Below are 17801 nucleotides of genomic sequence, written 5' to 3' on the forward strand. Positions count from 1 at the left end.
GACTGGCCGCCCGTGACGCTCCGTGTGACGCTGGGAGCATGGAGTTGCGGAAGGTGGTCGTGGCGGCGACGGTGACCGGAGTCGCCCTCCTGGTCACCGGCGCGGCCGCGCCGCCCCCGCCCCACCCTGCGGCGTCCTCCGGGCTGGCCGGCAACGAGTCCGGTGAGGGGCGCAGGCACCCCGGGCGGGCGGAGCCGCCGCAGACCCCGGGCGCCGGCGAGGGCCGGCCCTCGGCGCCCCTCCCCGTCCACGTCGAGGAGCCGCAGGACCAGGGGCCGGCCGCCGTCCGGGCGCCGGTGGGGCGGGTGCTGGAGGTGCTGCCGCTCGGTGCGGGGCTGGTGCTGATCGGGTTGGGCCTGGGCTTCCTCGGTCTGCGGCTGCGCCGTGGCCGCTGAGCCCCTCGCGCCGGGCACCGGGTCGGCCCGGCCGAGGACGGGGGCGGCCGGGAGGGGTAGCGCGGGGCGGTGGGGGGCACACATTCCGGAGAGGTGCCGGTGCGCGACAATGGCGGCATGGAGATGCCGATGAACGAACGGTCGCAGGAGAGCCCGCAGGTCCTGGTCGTCGGCCCGGACGGGATGGCCCTCGGCGGCGGCGGACACGCCGACCGCGCCGGAGAAGGCGACGAGCAGCGCGAGGTCCCCGTGACGGAGATGGTCGAACAGCCCGCGAAGGTCATGCGGATCGGCAGCATGATCAAGCAGCTTCTGGAAGAGGTCAAAGCGGCGCCCCTGGACGAGGCGAGCCGGGTGCGCCTGAAGGAGATCCACCACAGCTCCGTGAAGGAGCTCGAGGCGGGGCTCGCCCCCGAGCTCGTCGAGGAGTTGGAGCGGCTCTCGCTGCCCTTCGCCGAGGACGGCGTGCCGAGCGACGCCGAGCTGCGGATCGCCCAGGCGCAGTTGGTGGGATGGCTAGAGGGCCTCTTCCACGGCATCCAGACCGCCCTGTTCGCCCAGCAGATGGCCGCCCGCGCCCAGTTGGAGCAGATGCGCCGCGCGCTGCCGCCCGGTGTCGGCCACGAGGGCGACGAGGAGGGGAACGCCCCGGGCGGGGCGCGCACCGGCCCGTATCTGTGAGCCGGCGGCACCAGGACGGTACGTACGCGTAGGTACAGACGGCGGGGACCCATGGGGTCACCCGCCGTCCGTCGTTGCCGTGAGGCGTCCGCGGGACGCCGGGGGTCAGCCGCCCTGGCCGGTGGAGACCCAGATGGTGATCTTGTCCTTCTCCGGCTTGAACGCGCCGTAGGTCTTGGGCTTCTGGTCGACGACCGCGCCCTTCCCGTAGATCTGCTCGTTGCGGTACTTGATCTCGTAGTCCCAATCGGCCGCGTCCATGCAGGACTTGACCGAGTCGACGTACTTGGTGAAGAAGTCCGGCATCACCACGGCGTCCGGGTCGTCGCCCAGGTAGCTCTTGGTGGCCTCGGTGCAGCGCGAGGCGTCGATGGTCCGGGTCTGGTCGGCCTGGCTGACGCCCGGCGCGGGCTCGTCGTCCGCCGGGCGCGAGGGGGTCTCCCGGCGGTCGGTGGCGGTCGCGGTGGCGGAGGCGCCGGGCCGGGAGTCGTAGGTGGGAGTGCCGCCGGTGCCGCCGGTGTCACCCTTCTCGCCCTGCTCGCCCATCGCCATCGCGATGATGACGACCGCGACCACCGCGATCACGGCGACCGTGGCGCCGATGGCGACGACCGCCGTGGAGGCGCCGCCTCCCCGGCGACCGCCGCCCGCCGGGGTGCCCGGGCGCATCGTGTAGGGCGGGGTGGCGTGCTGCTGCGAGGCCTGCGGGTGCGCCTGGTGGGGCGCGTGCGCGTTCTGCGGGTAGCCGTAGGCGGGGCCGGGCGGCGGGGTGTGGGCGCCGCCGCCCTGACCACCGGTGCCCCAGCGCTGCGGGGACTGCTGCCGGGGCTGCGGGTACGGGGCCGGGGCCTGGTACGGGGTCTGCACGTGCGGCGGCGGGGTCCGCAGGTCCCCCTGCACCGGCGGGAAGACCGCGGAGGAGACCTCCTCGCCGCGGCCGCGCGGGCGCGGCCCGCCACCGATGATCAGCGGTGTGGTCGCCCCGCCGCGGCCCGGCGCCGCGACCCGCTCGGCCTCGTCGCGCATGGCGTCGGCCGTGGGGAAGCGCTCGGCCGGGTTCTTCCTCAGGGCCCGTGCGACGAGCGCGTCGACGCCCGGCTGCACCGCCCGGTTGAGCGCCGACGGGGCCGGCGGGACCTCCTGCACGTGCTGGTAGGCGATGGACAGCGGGGAGTCGCCGTCGAAGGGCAGCCGCCCGGTGAGCAGCTCGAAGAGCAGGCAGCCCACCGAGTACAGGTCGGAGCGCTCGTCCACGCCCCGCCCCAGTGCCTGTTCCGGCGAGAGGTACTGCGGGGTGCCGACCACCATGCCGGTCTGCGTCATCGACGAGACGCCGGACTGCATGGCGCGGGCGATGCCGAAGTCCATCACCTTCACCACGCCGCGCTTGGTGAGCATCACGTTGCCCGGCTTGATGTCCCGGTGGACCAGGCCCATGCTGTGGCTCTCGGAGAGCGCGGCGAGCACGTCCGCGGTGATCTTCAGGGCCTTCTCGGTGGGCATCGCGCCGAACTGCGCGACGTCCTCGTCGAGGACGTCGCGCAGAGGCTTGCCCTCGACGTACTCCATGACGATGTACGGCACGAGCGCGCCGTCGACGGTGTCCTCGCCGGAGTCGAAGACCGAGACGATGTTGGTGTGGTTGAGCTTGGCGACGGCCTGCGCCTCGCGCCGGAACCGCTCGCGGAACGACTGCTCCCGGCCGAGGTCCGTGTGCAGCGTCTTGACGGCCACCGGACGGTCCAGCACTGTGTCGTGTGCCAGGTGCACGGCGGCCATGCCACCCTGTCCCAGCAGGTCGCGGAGTACGTAGCGACCGTTACCGACCGAGCGCCCCGAATGAGTGCCCCGCGTGCCGTCCCCGCTCATCCGTACCCGTCCCCTTGACGTTCCCCCTGGGCGCACCGCGCGTACGCACAAGACAGTTGTCCCGATCCTGCCAGCCCAGTCTGCCCGACGGCCTGGACAGGTCAAGTTCGTTGACCTGTTCGTCACCGGATGCGTATGAATCCCTTCATCGGGGGCACGGGTGGCACGGGAGCGCGTCCGTCGCGGAACGCGGTAGCGTGGTGCGCTGGAGGACCCTGTACGGCGACGATCGACGGCGAGGACTGATGGCACAGACGACAGCCGCCGGGGGCCCTGACGAGCCCTCTGCCGACGGCCGGGGCGTGCCCGACTCGCCCGAGCTGTGGGGCGCCGCAGGCCTGGTGGGCGACGGCCGCTACCGGCTGACCGGGCGCCTCGGACGCGGCGGCATGGCCGAGGTCTTCGCGGCGGAGGACGTGCGCCTGGGGCGGACGGTGGCCGTCAAGCTGCTCCGTTCCGACCTCGCCGAGGACCCGGTGTCCAAGGCCCGCTTCACACGCGAGGCGCAGTCGGTCGCCGGGCTCAACCACCATGCGGTGGTGGCGGTGTACGACTCGGGCGAGGACGTCACGCCGGGCGGTACCGTGCCGTACATCGTGATGGAGCTCGTCGAGGGCCGCACGATCCGCGACCTGCTGCTGGGTTCCGACCAGCCGCCGCCGGTCGACCAGGCGCTCATCATCGTCTCGGGCGTGCTGGAGGCGCTGGCCTACAGCCATGCGCACGGCATCGTCCACCGGGACATCAAGCCGGCGAACGTGATCATCACCAACACCGGCGCGGTGAAGGTGATGGACTTCGGCATCGCGCGGGCGCTGCACGGCGCCTCGACCACGATGACGCAGACCGGCATGGTCATGGGCACCCCGCAGTACCTCTCGCCGGAGCAGGCGCTCGGCAAGACGGTGGACGCCCGCTCCGACCTGTACGCGACGGGCTGCCTGCTCTACGAACTCCTCGCGCTGCGGCCGCCGTTCACCGGTGAGACCCCGCTGTCGGTGGTCTACCAGCACGTCCAGGACGAGCCGCGCCCGCCCTCCCAGCTCAGCGACCGGGTGCCGCCGGAGCTGGACGGGCTGGTGCTGCACGCGCTCGCCAAGCACCCGGACGACCGTTTCCAGACCGCCGAGGAGATGCGCGGCGTCGTCCAGTACGCGCTGGGCATGCTGAGCGAGCGCGGTGGCCACACCGGCACCTGGAACACCGGTTACGTGCCCGCGCCGAACGCCGCCCCGACCGCGCCGATGGGCGTCCCCCCGCAGTACGGGCAGCAGAACCCGCACAACACCGCGGAGTTGCAGCCGCCGCTGCTGCTCGGGCCGCCCGGCGGTGACGGCGGCGACCACGGCTACAACGGCGCGAGGCCCCCGCACGGCGGCGGGCGCTGGGTCAAGCCGGCGCTGTTCGTGATCGCGGCGGTGCTCGCGGTGGCGCTCGGCATCTACTTCGCCGTCTCCAAGACCGGCGACAAGAAGCCCCCGGCGGAGAAGGTGACGCCGACGCATTCGCAGCCGGAGAAGCCGACGTCGCAGCCGACCCGGGACGACTCCACGCAGGACACGCAGGAAGGCACCGGCGGCGTCACGGAGAAGCCGTCGTACAACTCGACCCCCTCCTACACGCGGCCGACCTCCGAGGCGCCCGCCACCTCCGAGGCGCCGACCAAGGAGCCGAGCGCCCCGGCCAGCTCCGCGCCGCCCACGCCGACGCCGACCGAGCCGACGCCGACCGAGTCCGCGAGCGGCGGCACGGCCGGCACCGAGGGCGCCGCGGAAGGCGGCGTCACGGGCGGCTGACCGGTCGGCGGCCGGCCCGCTGACCTCTCGGTCAGCCCGTGAAGGCCTCCAGCACGGCCTCGTACGCCGCGGTCCACCAGACGACCAGGGCGGACGAGGCCGGGAAGAGGGGGTCGGTCCTGCGGTCGTCGAGGACGTAGCGCCAGCGCAGCATCCAGAAGTCGTTGAGCCGCTCCCACCACACCCGGTGCACGGCCGCGGCCAGTTCGTCCTCCGCCACGCCCGCGGCGCCGCGGTAGGCCCCGGCGTACGCGCGGATCTTGTCGAGGTCCAGGGCGCCGCCGGGCTGCACGAAGAAGATCACGGCGGCCCGTACCGCCTCCTCGGCGCGCGGCTGCACGCCGAGCCGGTCCCAGTCGACGATGGCGACGGGTTCGTCCTCGCGGTAGAGCAGGTTGAGCGGGTGGAAGTCGCCGTGCACCCAGCCGGACACCGGGCCGGCGGCGTCGGGCGGGCGGCGGTGGGCGTGACGTTCCAGCAGGGCGCGGCGCTCCAGCAGCCGGTGCTCGGCCAGTTCGTCGAAGGTCTCGCGCGGAGCGCGGACGCGCACCCGGCGCAGCAGCGCCGCGATCAGCGCATAGGTCAGTTCGGGGTCGGCGCTGGCGTGCCGGCCCGGCTCGGGGACAGGTTGCACCTGGGCCAGGGTGGTGTGGACGAGACCGAGCAGCGCGCCGAGGCGGCGGGAGTCGGCGGTGGTGAGTTCGCCGCCCTCGCGGTGCCGTCCCTCCACCCACGGGTAGAGCGCGAAGCGGCGGCCGCCGACCACGGCGACGGTGCGCCCGTCGGCGTCCGGCACCGGCGGCGCGACGGGCAGGCCCACCTCGTCGAGCCGCTGGGTCGCCCGGTGCTGGCGGGCGATGACGGCGGAGTCGGAGGTGGCGCTGTCGACGTACAGCTTGAGGAAGTAGCGGCCGCGGGTGGTGGCCAGCCGGAATCCCCGGTTCAGTAGGCCCTGGGCAACGGGTTCGCAGGACAGCGGGGCGCCGGCGTCCGTGTATCGGCGCAGCAGGGTGTCCAGTGTCCCGGCGGAGGGCGGCGCCGTCGCCGAACTCCCGATCACCAGGCAGATGCTAGATCATTCCGGTGGTGGACTCGCGGGTCGAGCCGTACGTACACATGGCCCGGCTCCCGGCTTGTATCGTTTTGATGATCTGTGCCGAAGAGCGCCTGTTGTGCCGTCGACGGGTGGAAGGCGCGCGCCGTCCCGAGGAACTGCACCGCCCAGCCCGCTGCGAGGTCGTCCGCCTGGTAGGCCACGACCGTGCCGTCCACACCCCATGAGCGGTCGGTGCGGATCAGCACGGAGTCGTCGGCGACGACGTGCCGGGCCACGGCGATGTACGGCAGGGCCCCCCGCGTCAGCGCCAGCCGCCCGTACCGAACCCTTCCCAGCAGCGCCAGCGCAGCGCGCCCCTCGAATTCCATGGGAACCACCTTGCCGGTCCCGCCCCCCGGAGGCGCAGAGCACTCCGCCCCCACCTCCGGGGCCGATGGTCCCTGATGGGGCCATACCGCCTCAACCGGTTGAATCCGGCACCGGAAGGCCCAGCACGCGGTCGCGCAGCACCGGGAAGTCCGCCCGGGTCTTCGCCACCAGGCCCGGGTCGAGGTCGGCGGTGAGGACCTCCTCCCCCGGACCGGCCTCGGCGAGGACGGCGCCCCAGGGGTCGACGACGACGCTGTGCCCGGCCAGCTCCACCCCGGCGTGGGTGCCCGCAGTGCCGCAGGCCAGTACATAGGCCTGCGACTCGATCGCGCGGGCGCGGGCCAGCAGTGTCCAGTGCTCGCGGCGCCGGGCGGGCCAGCCGGCCGGGACGACCAGGACGGTGGCGCCCGCGTCGACGAGCAGCCGGAACTGCTCGGGGAAGCGCAGGTCGTAGCAGGTGGCCAGGCCCACGGGGACGCCCTGGACGTCGCCGGTGACGATGCGGTCGCCGGCGCTCATGAGCACGGCCTCGCCCCGGTCGAAGCCGAAGCGGTGGATCTTGCGGTAGGTCGCGCGCAGTTCGCCGTCGGGGGAGAAGAGCAGCGAGGTGTTGTACAGCGCGCCGTCGGGGGCGCGCTCGACGATCGACCCCGCGTGCAGCCAGACGCCCGCGTCGAGCGCCGCGGCGCTCATGACCTCGGCGGTGGGACCCCGCAGCGGTTCGGCCTCTGGCTGGAAAAGATCGGCGGCGAAGGCGCCGACGGTCCACAGTTCGGGCAGGACGACCAGGTCCGACCCGGCCTGTCCGCGGACGAGCGACGCGACCCGTTCGCGCCGGGCGTCCACCGCTTCGCCGGGGTCGACGTCGATCTGGAGCAGGGAAACGCGCACAGTACCACCGCCCATGAGTTCGGCACGTTCTTGCGGGCCTACGATCGTCACACGAAAGCACTCCCGTGGTGTCACTGCGCAGCGTAATTTAAGGCGCACACCACGACCGCGCTCCGACCGTCGAGGGGTCCCGTGACCGGCACCGTCCACAGCCAGATCCAGCCGTACATCGACGCCTGGACCCACTCCATAGAATCCATGGCCGAGTTGGTCCGTCCCGTTCCGGCGGGCGCCTGGAACCGGCCGACCGAGTGCCCGTACTGGTCCGTGCGTGACGTCGTGTCGCACGTGATCGGGTTCGAGTGCGAGCTGCTCGGCGATCCCCGGCCGATCCACACGCTCCCCAGCGACCTGCGGCACATGGCCACGGAGCACGCCCGCTACGTGGAGGTGCCGGTCGACAAGCGGCGGCACCACACCGCGCCGGAGGTCGTCGGCGAACTCGACTACACCATCATCCGCCGCTCCCGGCAGCTGCGGAACGAGACCCGTGGCGCGCAGGACACCGTCCGCGGTCCCATGGGCAGGGAGATGACCCTCGAGGAGCTGCTGAAGTGGCGGGTCTTCGACGTGTGGGTGCACGAGCAGGACCTGCGCCGGGCGCTGGGCGAGCCCGGCAACCTCGACTCGCCGGGCGCGGTCGTCGCCCGGGACCACATCCTCTCCGAGCTGCCGAAGGTGGTCGCCGAGCGCGCGGGCGCCCCGGCGGGCTCCGCCGTGGTGTTCGACGTCCACGGTGAGCTGGAGTTCATGCGGACGGTGCGGGTCGACACCGAGGGCCACGGCTCGATCGACGGCAGCGTCTCGCTCGGTCCCGCGGTCACGCTGACCCTGGACTGGGAGACCTTCGTCCGGCTGACCTGCGGCCGCACGCGTGCGGCCGCGGTGGAGGACCGGCTGAAGATCGAGGGCGACCGGTCGCTGGCCGACGCGATCCTGGCGAACATCGCCGTCACGCAGTGACGCCGGGGGGAGCGTTCATGTCCCGGCGGGGACGTGGACGCTCTCGACGCGGCTGACGGCGATGCGCTGCCGCTCCAGCCGCGCGGCCCGGCCGCGCAGCCGCAGGATCTGGCTCAGGCCCAGGGCCTGGAGGACGAAGACGCTGCTCCAGGCCACCCGGTAGTCGTCGCCGCCGGCGTCCAGCAGGACGCCGATGGCCAGCAGCGCGGCCATCGAGGCGGTGAAGCCGCCGATGTTGACGATGCCGGAGGCGGTACCGAAGCGCTCGGGAGGGTTCGCCGGGCGGGCGAAGTCGAAGCCGATCATCGACGCCGGTCCGCAGGTGCCCAGCACGACGCAGAGCAGCACGAGCAGCCACAGCGGCGCGTGGTCCGCGGGCCAGGCCAGGACCACCGCCCACATCACCGCGGTCGCCCCGACGACGCCCAGGGTGAGCGGCATCCGGGCGCCGTGGTGGCGGCCGATGATCTGGCCGAAGAGCATCCCGAAGACCATGTTGGCGATCACGACCACCGTCAGCAGGGTGCCCGCGGTCTCGCGGGACAGCCCCTGGTCCTCCACCAGGTACGGCAGGCCCCACAGCAGCAGGAAGACCATCCCGGAGAACTGGGTGGTGAAGTGCGTCCACATCCCCAGCCGGGTGCCGGGCTCCCGCCAGGCGGCGGCGATCTGCCGCTTCACGTAACCGCGCCCCGGGTGCTCGGGGGGCGCCGGCTCGAAGCCCTCGGGGTGGTCCTTCATGAAGGCCAGCACGAGGACGAGGACGAGCGCGCCGCCCAGCGCCGTGCCCACGAAGGTCGGGGTCCAGCCCGCGGAGTGCAGCAGCCGCGCGAGCAGCACGGTGCTCAGCAGGTTGCCCGCCACGCCGAACAGCGCGGCGCCCTGCGCGATCATCGGCCCGCGGCGGGCCGGGAACCAGCGCGAGCCGAGCCGCAGCACGCTCACGAAGGTCATGGCGTCGCCGCAGCCCAGCACCGCGCGGGCGGCCAGGGCCGGGCCGTACGCGTGGGAGAGGGCGAAGCCGAGCTGGCCCGCGGTGAACAGGACGATGCCGATGCTCAGCACCTTCTTGGTGCCGAGGCGGTCCACCATCAGGCCCACGGGTATCTGCATGCCCGCGTAGACCAGCACCTGCAGGATCGAGAAGGTGGACAGCGCCGAGGCGCCGATGTGGAAGCGCTCCGAGGCGTCGATGCCGGCGACGCCGAGGCTGGTGCGGTGCACGACCGCGACCGTGTAGACGAGGGTGCCGATGCTCCAGACGGCGACCGCCCTGGTGCCGCCGGGCGGTTCACCGGTGGTGGTGCCGCTCGTTGCCATTACTCCCCCCGGGCCAGGTGGCTCACCCAGCTGACGTGCCGCTCGACCAGCATGGCCGCCGAGGCGCTGTCCCCCGCGCGCAACGCCGCGAGGATCTCGGTGTGTTCGGCGACGTTCTTGGCGATGCGGCCCGGCTCGGCGTGCATCGTGGCCACGCCCATCCGCAGTTGACGGTCCCTCAGCTGGTCGTACAGCTGGGAGAGGATGCGATTGCCGGCGGCGCGCACGATCTCGGCGTGGAAGCAGCGGTCGGCCGCGGCGAAGGCGGCCAGGTCGCCGGTGGCGGCGTGGCCGCGCTGCTCGTCCAGCAGCTCCTCCAGTCGGGTCAGTAGCCGCTCCGGGGCGGGCACCACCTTCATCACCGCGTGGCGCTCCACGAGCAGCCGGGTCTCCACGACGTCGGCGATCTCCTGCGCGGAGACCGGCAGCACCAGGGCGCCCTTCTTCGGGTAGAGCTTCAGCAGGCCCTCGGCCTCCAGGCGCAGCAGGGCCTCGCGGACGGGGGTGCGCGAGACGCCCACCGCCTCGGCCAGCTCGCCCTCGCTCAGGAGGGTGCCGCCCTCGTAGCGGCGGTCGAGCACCGCCTGCTTGACGTGGGTGTAGACCCGCTCGGCGGCGGGCGGCTGCTTGGCGGCCGGCTCGGCGCTGGTGCCGGCGGTCGCGACGGGGCTTCGGGTCATGATGCGCACATCATAGATACAAGCCGTATGCGCCGGCAGTCCGCGTCCGGCATACGGACTGGTACGTGGGTCGCCGGGGTGGGTCGCGCGCGGTCAGGATCCGGACGGCCCGGGGCCCGCGCCCGTGTCCGTTCCCGCGGAGCCGCCGCTGCGCAGCCGCGCGACGTAGGCGGCGGCCTGGGTGCGCCGCTGCATCCCGAGCTTGGCGAGCAGGGAGGAGACGTAGTTCTTGACCGTCTTCTCGGCGAGGTGCAGCCGGTCGCCGATCTGCCGGTTGGTGAGGCCCTCGCCGATGAGGTCGAGGATCCGCTTCTCCTGGTCGGTCAGATCGGCGAGGCGGCCTTCCTTGCGTTCCCCGCCGCCGCGCAGGCGCTCCAGGACGCGGGCGGTGGCGACCGGGTCCAGCAGCGACCGGCCCCGGGCGACGTCCCGTACGGCGCCGACCAGGTCGGTGGCGCGGATGTCCTTGAGCACGTAGCCCGACGCGCCCGCCATGATCGCGTCGAAGAGGGCCTCGTCGTCCGCGTAGGAGGTGAGCATCAGGCACGCGATCCCCGGCTGGGAGGAGCGGATCTCCCGGCAGACCTCGACCCCGCTGCCGTCCGGTAGCCGGACGTCCAGCACCGCCACGTCGGGCCGTACGGCGGGGATCCGGGCCAGTGCCTCGGCGGCCGTGCCGGCCTCGCCGACGACCTCGATCCCGTCCTCGGCGGCGAGGAGCTCGTGCACCCCGCGCCGGACGACTTCATGGTCGTCCAGTAGGAAAACCGTGATACCCGACTTTTCGGTCACAAGTTCAGCGTTGCACACGCGACCCGCGCCGACCTCTTACGAAGAATCGATCCTCGGGATACCGTGCCGTTGTCCCGGTGGCCTGCGAGAACGCCCATTTACTAGGAAATCCAAACAAAACCGCAGGTAGAACACCCTTCGCGCGAAAGCGGAAGGTGTGGGTAACGTTCACTTCGCAGGGCCTCCTGCCGGGTCTACCAACACTCCCGGCTCGGCCGTGCCGCACACACCCCGTGCGCCGCGACGAGTCGGGCAGGAGCCGCACTGGCCGCCGGCGGATCCCGGGGGCCGGACAGACGGAGGAGCAAGCGTGAGCGTGAAAAGCACTGCCGCGAAGCCCCGTACGCCCCGTACGGGCACGCGCGGTGGAGCGAAGCGCCGTGAGGGCGAGCCGGAGCTGGTACAGCTCCTGACCCCCGAGGGCGAGCGCGTCCAGCACAGTGAGTACTCCATCGACCTGAGCCCCGAAGAGCTGCGCGGTCTGTACCGGGACATGGTCCTGACCCGCCGCTTCGACGCGGAGGCGACCTCCCTGCAGCGGCAGGGCGAGCTGGGTCTGTGGGCGTCGCTGCTGGGCCAGGAGGCCGCACAGATCGGCTCGGGGCGGGCCACCAGGCCGGACGACTACGTCTTCCCCACCTACCGTGAGCACGGCGTCGCCTGGTGCCGCGGAGTGGACCCGGTCAACCTGCTCGGGATGTTCCGCGGGGTGAACCACGGCGGCTGGGACCCGAACGAGAACAACTTCCACCTGTACACGATCGTGATCGGCTCCCAGACGCTGCACGCGACCGGCTACGCCATGGGCATCAGCAAGGACGGCGCGGACTCCGCCGTCATCGCCTACTTCGGCGACGGTGCCTCCAGCCAGGGCGACGTCGCGGAGGCCTTCACCTTCGCCGCCGTCTACAACGCCCCCGTGGTCTTCTTCTGCCAGAACAACCAGTGGGCGATCTCCGAGCCCACCGAGAAGCAGAGCCGCGTCCCGATCTACCAGCGCGCCGCCGGCTTCGGCTTCCCCGGCGTGCGGGTCGACGGCAACGACGTCCTCGCGGTCCTCGCGGTCACCCGCGCCGCCCTGGAGCACGCCCGCTCCGGCCAGGGCCCGATGCTCGTCGAGGCCTTCACCTACCGCATGGGTGCCCACACCACGTCCGACGACCCCACCCGCTACCGCCTCGACGAGGAGCGCGAGCAGTGGGAGCACAAGGACCCGATCCTGCGGCTGCGCAGCTACCTGGAGAAGGACGGCATCGCCGACGAGGCCTTCTTCGCCGGTGTCGAGGCGGAGAGCGAGGCGCTCGGCAAGCGGGTCCGCGAGGCCGTGCGCGCCATGCCCGACCCCGACCCGATGTCGATCTTCGAGAACATCTACGCCGACGGGCACGCGCTCGTCGACGAGGAGCGCGCCCAGTTCGCCGAGTACCAGGCGTCGTTCGCGGACAGCACGGAGGGTCACTGACCATGGCAACGATGACCATCGCCAAGGCCCTCAACGAGGCACTGCGCAAGTCCCTGGAGACCGACCCCAAGGTCGTCCTCATGGGCGAGGACATCGGCAAGCTCGGCGGTGTCTTCCGGATCACCGACGGCCTGCACAAGGACTTCGGCGAGCAGCGGGTGATCGACACCCCGCTCGCGGAGTCCGGCATCGTCGGCACCGCGATCGGCCTGGCCCTGCGCGGCTACCGGCCCGTCGTGGAGATCCAGTTCGACGGCTTCGTCTTCCCCGCGTACGACCAGATCGTCACCCAGCTCGCCAAGATGCACGCGCGCGCCCTGGGCAAGATCAAGCTTCCGGTCGTCATCCGCATCCCCTACGGCGGCGGCATCGGCGCCGTCGAGCACCACAGCGAGTCGCCCGAGGCGTACTTCGCGCACACCGCCGGACTCAAGGTCGTCTCCCCGTCGACCCCGCAGGACGCCTACTGGATGCTGCAGCAGGCGGTCGACTCCGACGACCCGGTGATCTTCCTCGAGCCCAAGCGCCGCTACTGGGACAAGGGCGAGGTCGACACCGACGGCATCCCCGCCCCGCTCCACAAGGCCCGCACGGCCCTGGAGGGCACCGACCTCACCCTGGCCGCGTACGGCCCCATGGTGAAGGTCTGCCTGGAAGCGGCCGCCGCGGCCGCCGAGGAGGGCCGTAGCCTGGAGGTCGTGGACCTGCGGTCGCTGTCCCCGCTGGACTTCGACGCCGTCCAGACGTCGGTGGAGAAGACCCGCCGCCTGGTCGTCGTGCACGAGGCGCCGGTGCAGCTCGGCATGGGCGCGGAGATCGCGGCCCGCATCACCGAGCGGTGCTTCTACCACCTCGAGGCCCCCGTGCTGCGGGTCGGCGGCTTCCACGCCCCGTACCCGCCGGCCCGGGTGGAGGAGGAGTACCTGCCCGGCCTGGACCGGGTGCTGGACGCCGTCGACCGCTCGCTGGCGTTCTGAGGAGAGGGTTGTGACGACAGTGGCAGCACCGCAGCGCTTCCGTGAGTTCAAGATGCCGGACGTCGGCGAGGGACTCACCGAGGCCGAGATCCTCAAGTGGTACGTCAAGCCCGGCGACACCGTCACCGACGGCCAGGTGGTCTGCGAGGTGGAGACCGCCAAGGCCGCGGTCGAGCTTCCGATCCCGTTCGACGGGGTGGTGCACGAGCTGCGCTTCCCCGAGGGCGAGACGGTCGACGTCGGCACCGTGATCATCGCCGTCGACACCGGTGAGGGCGACGCCGGCGAAGCGGCCGCCGAGGCCGCCCCGGAGCCGGCCGCCGCGCCGGCCCCCGCCGCGGAGCCGGCGCAGAAGCGGCAGCCCGTGCTGGTCGGTTACGGCGTCGCCGCCTCGTCGACCAAGCGCCGGCCCCGCAAGCAGCCCGCCGTGCCGGCGCAGACCGGTGCCCGGCAGGCCGTCCAGGGCGAGCTGAACGGCCACGCCCCGGCCCCGGCCGCAGTGGCCCCGGTCGCGGCGGCCCCCGCCTCATTCGCCCCCGCCGAGGTGCGCCCGCTGGCCAAGCCGCCGGTGCGCAAGCTCGCCAAGGACCTGGGCGTGGACCTGGCCACGGTCGCCCCGACCGGGCCGCAGGGCACGATCACCCGCGAGGACGTCCAGAGGGCGGTGGCCCCGGCCGCCGCGCCGGCCGCCCCCGCGCAGGTGCCCGCCGCCGCGCAGGCGGTACCGGCTCCGACCGCCCCGGCCCCCGCCGGAGCGTTGGAGACCCGCGTCCCGATCAAGGGCGTCCGCAAGGCCACGGCCGCGGCCATGGTCGCCAGCGCCTTCACCGCGCCGCACGTGACCGAGTTCGTCACCTTCGACATCACCCGGACCATGCGGCTCGTCCAGGAGCTCAAGACGGACCCGGCCTTCGCCGGGCTCAAGGTCAGCCCGCTGCTGCTGGTCGCCAAGGCGCTGCTGGTCGCGGTCCGCCGCAACCCGGAGATCAACGCCGCCTGGGACGAGGCCAACCAGGAGATCGTCCACAAGGGCTACGTCAACCTGGGCATCGCCGCCGCCACCCCGAGGGGCCTGATCGTCCCCAACATCAAGGACGCCCAGGCCAAGACCCTGCCCGAACTGGCGTCCGCCCTCGGTGACCTGGTCGCCACGGCCCGTGAGGGCAAGACCTCGCCGGCCGACATGCAGGGCGGCACGGTCACCATCACCAACGTCGGCGTCTTCGGCGTCGACACGGGCACGCCCATCCTCAACCCCGGGGAGTCCGCGATCCTCGCCTTCGGCGCGGTCAAGGAGATGCCCTGGGTCCACAAGGGCAAGGTCAAGCCCCGCCAGGTCACCACGCTCGCGCTCTCCTTCGACCACCGCCTGGTCGACGGCGAGCTCGGCTCCAGGTTCCTCGCCGACGTCGCGGCGGTCCTGGAGTACCCGAAGCGTCTGATCACCTGGGCCTGAGCCGCCCGGGCACGACAACGGGAAGGGCCCGGACATTTGTGCGTCCGGGCCCTTCCCGCGCGTGTCGCCCCCACCCCGGCGGCGATCTGTGACGTCATACGGCCATGGCGGTATCCATCTCCGTGGTCCTGCTCCTGATCGTGATCACGCTCATCCTGCTCCGTGCGAAGTCGCTGAAGGTCTCCCACGCCGTCCTGTGCGTCCTCCTCGGCTTCTGCCTCGCCAGTTCCAGCCTCGCCCCCACCATCCACTCCGGCCTGGTCGCCACCACGGACGCCGTGAGCGACCTGCGCCCCTGATCCCGCGTGCCGCGGGACCCCCGGTGGCCTCCGCCGTCCGGCGCGGGGTCTTGGGAAAGGGCCCGGGCAAGCGGCTGCCCGGGCCCTTCCGCCGTCGAGTCGGACCCCGACCCGGCTACTGCGGGAACGCGGCACGCAGCGGGATCATCCGGGCGGAGGCCGCGGTGCCCTTCGTGCCGCCGACCGCGAGGTCGGCGTACCCGTCGCGGTTGAAGTCGGCCGCCAGGGAGTCGCCGAACATGTCGGCGTAGCCTCCGCTGTCGCCCGCCGTGCCGGGGATGCCGGCGCTGTTCCGGGTGAAGGTCTTGACCTTGGTTCCGGGGCCGCTCGCGGTCCGGTACGTGACGGTGACCGAGCCGCTGCCGCCGGTGGCGAAGTCGCGGTAGCCGTCGCCGTTGAAGTCGTCGGCGTACTTGGCGGGTGCGGCGGCCGCGGTCCCAGCCGTGACGGTGGGCAGCCCTCCGGTCAGTGCGACGGCGGCGGCCGTCGCGGCGACCGGGCGGAGGTTCTTGCGCGTGGGCATGCGAGCTCCTGCTGCGTGCGGGCGCCTTCGGGCGGCCCGCGCCGGTCTGGATCGCCGTCCGGACACAGGAGCGCGACGCGGTGAAGCATCGCTGTGACCCCTGGTGCCGTGGCACGAGGGACGGTCGGTGCAGGAGAGACAGTCCGCCACGGGAAAGGGCTGTAGGGGCCGCACGGCTGTGATCGCCTTGCGCGCGGGGTGGCATTCTTGCAGCATGAACGACGCCGCCCCCGCCCCTCGCCGTGCCCGTGTCCGCGCCCCCGAGCTGGTCGGCAAGGGCGGCTGGCTCAACACCGGCGGCAGGCGGCTGACCCTCGCCGACCTGCGGGGATCGATCGTCATTCTCGATTTCTGGACGTTCTGCTGCATCAACTGCCTGCACGTCCTGGACGAGCTGCGCGAGCTGGAGGAGAAGCACCGCGACACCGTGGTGATCGTCGGCGTCCACTCGCCGAAGTTCGTGCACGAGGCGGAGCACGATTCGGTCGTCGACGCCGTCGAGCGGCACGGGGTGCACCACCCGGTGCTGGACGACCCGGAGCTCACGACGTGGAAGCAGTACGCCGTGCGGGCGTGGCCCACGCTGACCGTGATCGACCCGGAGGGGTACGTCGTCGCCCAGCACTCCGGGGAGGGGCACGCGCACGCGCTGGAGGTGCTGGTCACCGAGTTGGAGGCCGAGCACGCGGCGAAGGGGACGCTGCGCCGCGGGGACGGGCCGTACGTGGCGCCGGAGCCGGTGGCGACGGACCTGCGGTTCCCCGGGAAGGCGCTGCGGCTGCCGTCGGGGAACCTGCTGGTGTCGGACTCGACCCGGCACCAGCTGGTGGAGATGGAGCCGGACGGGGAGACCGTCGTACGGCGGATCGGCGGCCCGGGGGACTTGAGCGAGCCGCAGGGGCTGGCGCTGCTGCCGGACGGCACCGTGGTCGTCGCGGACACCGTCAACCACCGGCTGCGGACGTTCGACCCGGCGAGCGGGGCCCTGGAGACGGTGGCCGGCACCGGGAAGCAGTGGTGGCAGGGGTCGGCGACCTCGGGCCCGGCGCTCGGGACCGACCTGTCGTCGCCGTGGGACGTGGCGTGGTGGGACGGCAGGGTGTGGATCGCGATGGCGGGCGTCCACCAGCTGTGGGCGTACGACCCGGCGGACGGGACGGTGGCCGTGGCGGCCGGGACCACCAACGAGGGGCTGGTCGACGGGCCGGCGGAGCAGGCGTGGTTCGCGCAGCCGTCAGGTCTGGCGGCCGCCGGGGAGCGGCTGTGGGTCGCGGACTCCGAGACCAGCGCGCTGCGCTGGGTGGAGCGGGCCGGGGACGGTGCGGGGTACGTGGTGCGCACCGCCGTCGGCACGGGGCTGTTCGACTTCGGTCACCGTGACGGGGCCGCGGAGCAGGCGCTGCTGCAGCATCCGCTGGGGGTGACGGCCCTGCCGGACGGGTCGGTCGCGGTCAGCGACACGTACAACCACGCGCTGCGCCGCTTCGACCCGGCGACCGGTGAGGTCGGCACGCTCGCCACGGACCTGCGGGAGCCGTCGGGCGCGGTGCTGGACGGCGGGGAGATCGTGGTGGTGGAGTCCGCCCGCCACCGGCTGACGCGGCTGCGCCTGCCGGAGGAGGCGGTGCGGGTCGAGGGCGCGGCGCACCGCACGCAGCGGCCCGCGACCGATGTGGCGCCGGGGCCGCTGCGGCTGGACGTGGTGTTCTCCGCCCCGGCCGGCCAGAAGCTCGACGAGCGCTACGGCCCGTCGACGCGGCTGCTGGTCGGCGCGACGCCGCCGGAGCTGCTGCTGGAGGGGGCCGGCAAGGGCACGGACCTCTTCCGCGACGTCGTCCTGAACGGGGACGTCGGCGAGGGGGTGCTCCATGTGTCGGCGATGGCCGCGTCGTGCGACGACGACCCGGACAACGAGTTCCCGGCCTGCCATGTGCACCAGCAGGACTGGGGTGTCCCCGTCCGGCTGACGGCCGAGGGGGACACCCGGCTCGCCCTGGTGCTCGCCGGGATGGACGCCTGACGCGCCCGCACGTGCGTCACACGTGCGGGTAGTTGCGGGCCCGTTCGTCCATCACCGGCATCGGCTCCACGACGCGGCGCTTCTTGAAGATGCTGATGTACGCGGCCAGGCCGATGACGCCGACCGCCATCATGATCAGGCCGACCAGGTCCAGATTGACGCCGGCCATGTGCCAGTCGGTCGCGAAGGTGAGGATGGCCCCCACCGCGATCAGGCCGATGCAACCGCCGATGCCCATGATGTCCGCCTCC

General features: G+C 72.7%; 18 protein-coding genes. 9 read left to right on the forward strand and 9 right to left on the reverse strand.

The window, feature by feature from the left end; genetic code table 11:
* The first annotated feature begins 38 nt into the window (after positions 1-38).
* Complete coding sequence (locus OIE69_RS20945) at positions 39-395, forward strand: hypothetical protein (protein ID WP_326573764.1); 357 nt, start codon at positions 39-41, stop codon at positions 393-395.
* A 117-nt stretch (positions 396-512) separates the two neighbouring features.
* On the forward strand, positions 513-1076 hold the full coding sequence (locus tag OIE69_RS20950; RefSeq protein WP_089227533.1) for a bacterial proteasome activator family protein: 564 nt from the start codon (positions 513-515) through the stop codon (positions 1074-1076).
* 105 nt (positions 1077-1181) lie between these two features.
* Here OIE69_RS20950 and OIE69_RS20955 read toward each other — a convergent pair whose 3' ends face one another.
* Positions 1182-2945 carry a protein kinase domain-containing protein gene (locus tag OIE69_RS20955; protein WP_326573768.1) on the reverse strand — a complete coding sequence of 588 codons (1764 nt, stop codon included), beginning with the start codon at positions 2943-2945 and terminating at the stop codon, positions 1182-1184.
* A 245-nt stretch (positions 2946-3190) separates the two neighbouring features.
* On the opposite strand from OIE69_RS20955, the gene OIE69_RS20960 reads away from it, so the two are divergent.
* A complete protein-coding gene (locus OIE69_RS20960; protein ID WP_326573770.1) occupies positions 3191-4741 on the forward strand; it encodes a protein kinase domain-containing protein in 1551 nt (516 codons plus the stop codon).
* Between the two features lie 31 nt (positions 4742-4772).
* On the opposite strand, the gene OIE69_RS20965 is transcribed toward OIE69_RS20960, so the two are convergent.
* From OIE69_RS20965 to OIE69_RS20975, 3 genes are all read right to left on the reverse strand, one after another.
* Entirely contained in the window at positions 4773-5801 is a 1029-nt protein-coding gene (locus OIE69_RS20965) for a phosphotransferase (RefSeq protein WP_392567545.1), read from the reverse strand.
* Positions 5798-6166, reverse strand: coding sequence for a pyridoxamine 5'-phosphate oxidase family protein (locus OIE69_RS20970; protein ID WP_326573772.1), 369 nt, complete (start codon positions 6164-6166; stop codon positions 5798-5800). Before OIE69_RS20970 ends, OIE69_RS20965 begins: the two co-directional genes overlap by 4 nt.
* 91 nt (positions 6167-6257) lie before the next feature.
* On the reverse strand, positions 6258-7058 hold the full coding sequence (locus OIE69_RS20975; protein ID WP_326573774.1) for a carbon-nitrogen family hydrolase: 801 nt from the start codon (positions 7056-7058) through the stop codon (positions 6258-6260).
* Positions 7059-7190: 132 nt separating this feature from the next.
* Here OIE69_RS20975 and OIE69_RS20980 point away from each other — a divergent pair, with 132 nt between their 5' ends.
* Positions 7191-8021: a maleylpyruvate isomerase family mycothiol-dependent enzyme gene (locus tag OIE69_RS20980; RefSeq protein ID WP_326573776.1), complete on the forward strand. Its 831-nt coding sequence runs from the start codon at positions 7191-7193 to the stop codon at positions 8019-8021.
* A gap of 15 nt (positions 8022-8036) precedes the next feature.
* Here the strand turns inward: OIE69_RS20980 and OIE69_RS20985 are convergent, their stop codons facing one another.
* From OIE69_RS20985 to OIE69_RS20995, 3 genes are all read right to left on the reverse strand, one after another.
* Positions 8037-9341: an MFS transporter gene (locus OIE69_RS20985; RefSeq protein WP_326573778.1), complete on the reverse strand. Its 1305-nt coding sequence runs from the start codon at positions 9339-9341 to the stop codon at positions 8037-8039.
* Entirely contained in the window at positions 9341-10021 is a 681-nt protein-coding gene (locus tag OIE69_RS20990) for a GntR family transcriptional regulator (protein WP_326573780.1), read from the reverse strand. The genes OIE69_RS20985 and OIE69_RS20990 overlap by 1 nt, the downstream gene beginning before the upstream one ends.
* A gap of 93 nt (positions 10022-10114) precedes the next feature.
* Entirely contained in the window at positions 10115-10813 is a 699-nt protein-coding gene (locus tag OIE69_RS20995; RefSeq protein WP_326573782.1) for a response regulator transcription factor, read from the reverse strand.
* 310 nt (positions 10814-11123) lie between these two features.
* Here OIE69_RS20995 and pdhA point away from each other — a divergent pair, with 310 nt between their 5' ends.
* The 4 genes from pdhA (at position 11124) to OIE69_RS21015 (ending at position 15007) form a co-directional block, all read left to right on the forward strand.
* On the forward strand, positions 11124-12275 hold the full coding sequence (pdhA, locus tag OIE69_RS21000) for a pyruvate dehydrogenase (acetyl-transferring) E1 component subunit alpha (protein ID WP_326573784.1): 1152 nt from the start codon (positions 11124-11126) through the stop codon (positions 12273-12275).
* A 2-nt stretch (positions 12276-12277) separates the two neighbouring features.
* Positions 12278-13252, forward strand: coding sequence for an alpha-ketoacid dehydrogenase subunit beta (locus OIE69_RS21005; protein WP_326573787.1), 975 nt, complete (start codon positions 12278-12280; stop codon positions 13250-13252).
* A gap of 52 nt (positions 13253-13304) precedes the next feature.
* Complete coding sequence (locus tag OIE69_RS21010; RefSeq protein ID WP_326581311.1) at positions 13305-14708, forward strand: dihydrolipoamide acetyltransferase family protein; 1404 nt, start codon at positions 13305-13307, stop codon at positions 14706-14708.
* Positions 14709-14812: 104 nt separating this feature from the next.
* Positions 14813-15007, forward strand: coding sequence for a hypothetical protein (locus OIE69_RS21015; RefSeq protein ID WP_089227522.1), 195 nt, complete (start codon positions 14813-14815; stop codon positions 15005-15007).
* A gap of 115 nt (positions 15008-15122) precedes the next feature.
* Here the strand turns inward: OIE69_RS21015 and OIE69_RS21020 are convergent, their stop codons facing one another.
* A complete protein-coding gene (locus OIE69_RS21020) occupies positions 15123-15530 on the reverse strand; it encodes an FG-GAP repeat domain-containing protein (protein WP_326573791.1) in 408 nt (135 codons plus the stop codon).
* 214 nt (positions 15531-15744) lie between these two features.
* On the opposite strand from OIE69_RS21020, the gene OIE69_RS21025 reads away from it, so the two are divergent.
* Positions 15745-17550: an NHL domain-containing thioredoxin family protein gene (locus OIE69_RS21025; RefSeq protein ID WP_326573793.1), complete on the forward strand. Its 1806-nt coding sequence runs from the start codon at positions 15745-15747 to the stop codon at positions 17548-17550.
* Positions 17551-17566: 16 nt separating this feature from the next.
* On the opposite strand, the gene OIE69_RS21030 is transcribed toward OIE69_RS21025, so the two are convergent.
* Entirely contained in the window at positions 17567-17788 is a 222-nt protein-coding gene (locus OIE69_RS21030) for a hypothetical protein (protein WP_018559143.1), read from the reverse strand.
* Positions 17789-17801 lie beyond the last annotated feature (13 nt).

The sequence above is a fragment of the Actinacidiphila glaucinigra genome, assembly GCF_035918135.1.
Taxonomy (GTDB): domain Bacteria; phylum Actinomycetota; class Actinomycetes; order Streptomycetales; family Streptomycetaceae; genus Actinacidiphila; species Actinacidiphila glaucinigra.

Coding starts and splice junctions, on each gene's coding strand:
- OIE69_RS21015 (WP_089227522.1), top strand. CDS start 14,813: ATGGCGGTATCCATCTCCGTGGTCCTGCTCCTGATCGTGATCACGCTC.
- OIE69_RS20985 (WP_326573778.1), bottom strand. CDS start 9,341: ATGGCAACGAGCGGCACCACCACCGGTGAACCGCCCGGCGGCACCAGG.
- OIE69_RS21020 (WP_326573791.1), bottom strand. CDS start 15,530: ATGCCCACGCGCAAGAACCTCCGCCCGGTCGCCGCGACGGCCGCCGCC.
- OIE69_RS20945 (WP_326573764.1), top strand. CDS start 39: ATGGAGTTGCGGAAGGTGGTCGTGGCGGCGACGGTGACCGGAGTCGCC.
- OIE69_RS20955 (WP_326573768.1), bottom strand. CDS start 2,945: ATGAGCGGGGACGGCACGCGGGGCACTCATTCGGGGCGCTCGGTCGGT.
- OIE69_RS21025 (WP_326573793.1), top strand. CDS start 15,745: ATGAACGACGCCGCCCCCGCCCCTCGCCGTGCCCGTGTCCGCGCCCCC.
- OIE69_RS21030 (WP_018559143.1), bottom strand. CDS start 17,788: ATGGGCATCGGCGGTTGCATCGGCCTGATCGCGGTGGGGGCCATCCTC.
- OIE69_RS20960 (WP_326573770.1), top strand. CDS start 3,191: ATGGCACAGACGACAGCCGCCGGGGGCCCTGACGAGCCCTCTGCCGAC.
- OIE69_RS20990 (WP_326573780.1), bottom strand. CDS start 10,021: ATGACCCGAAGCCCCGTCGCGACCGCCGGCACCAGCGCCGAGCCGGCC.
- OIE69_RS20970 (WP_326573772.1), bottom strand. CDS start 6,166: ATGGAATTCGAGGGGCGCGCTGCGCTGGCGCTGCTGGGAAGGGTTCGG.
- OIE69_RS21010 (WP_326581311.1), top strand. CDS start 13,305: ATGCCGGACGTCGGCGAGGGACTCACCGAGGCCGAGATCCTCAAGTGG.
- OIE69_RS21005 (WP_326573787.1), top strand. CDS start 12,278: ATGGCAACGATGACCATCGCCAAGGCCCTCAACGAGGCACTGCGCAAG.
- OIE69_RS20950 (WP_089227533.1), top strand. CDS start 513: ATGGAGATGCCGATGAACGAACGGTCGCAGGAGAGCCCGCAGGTCCTG.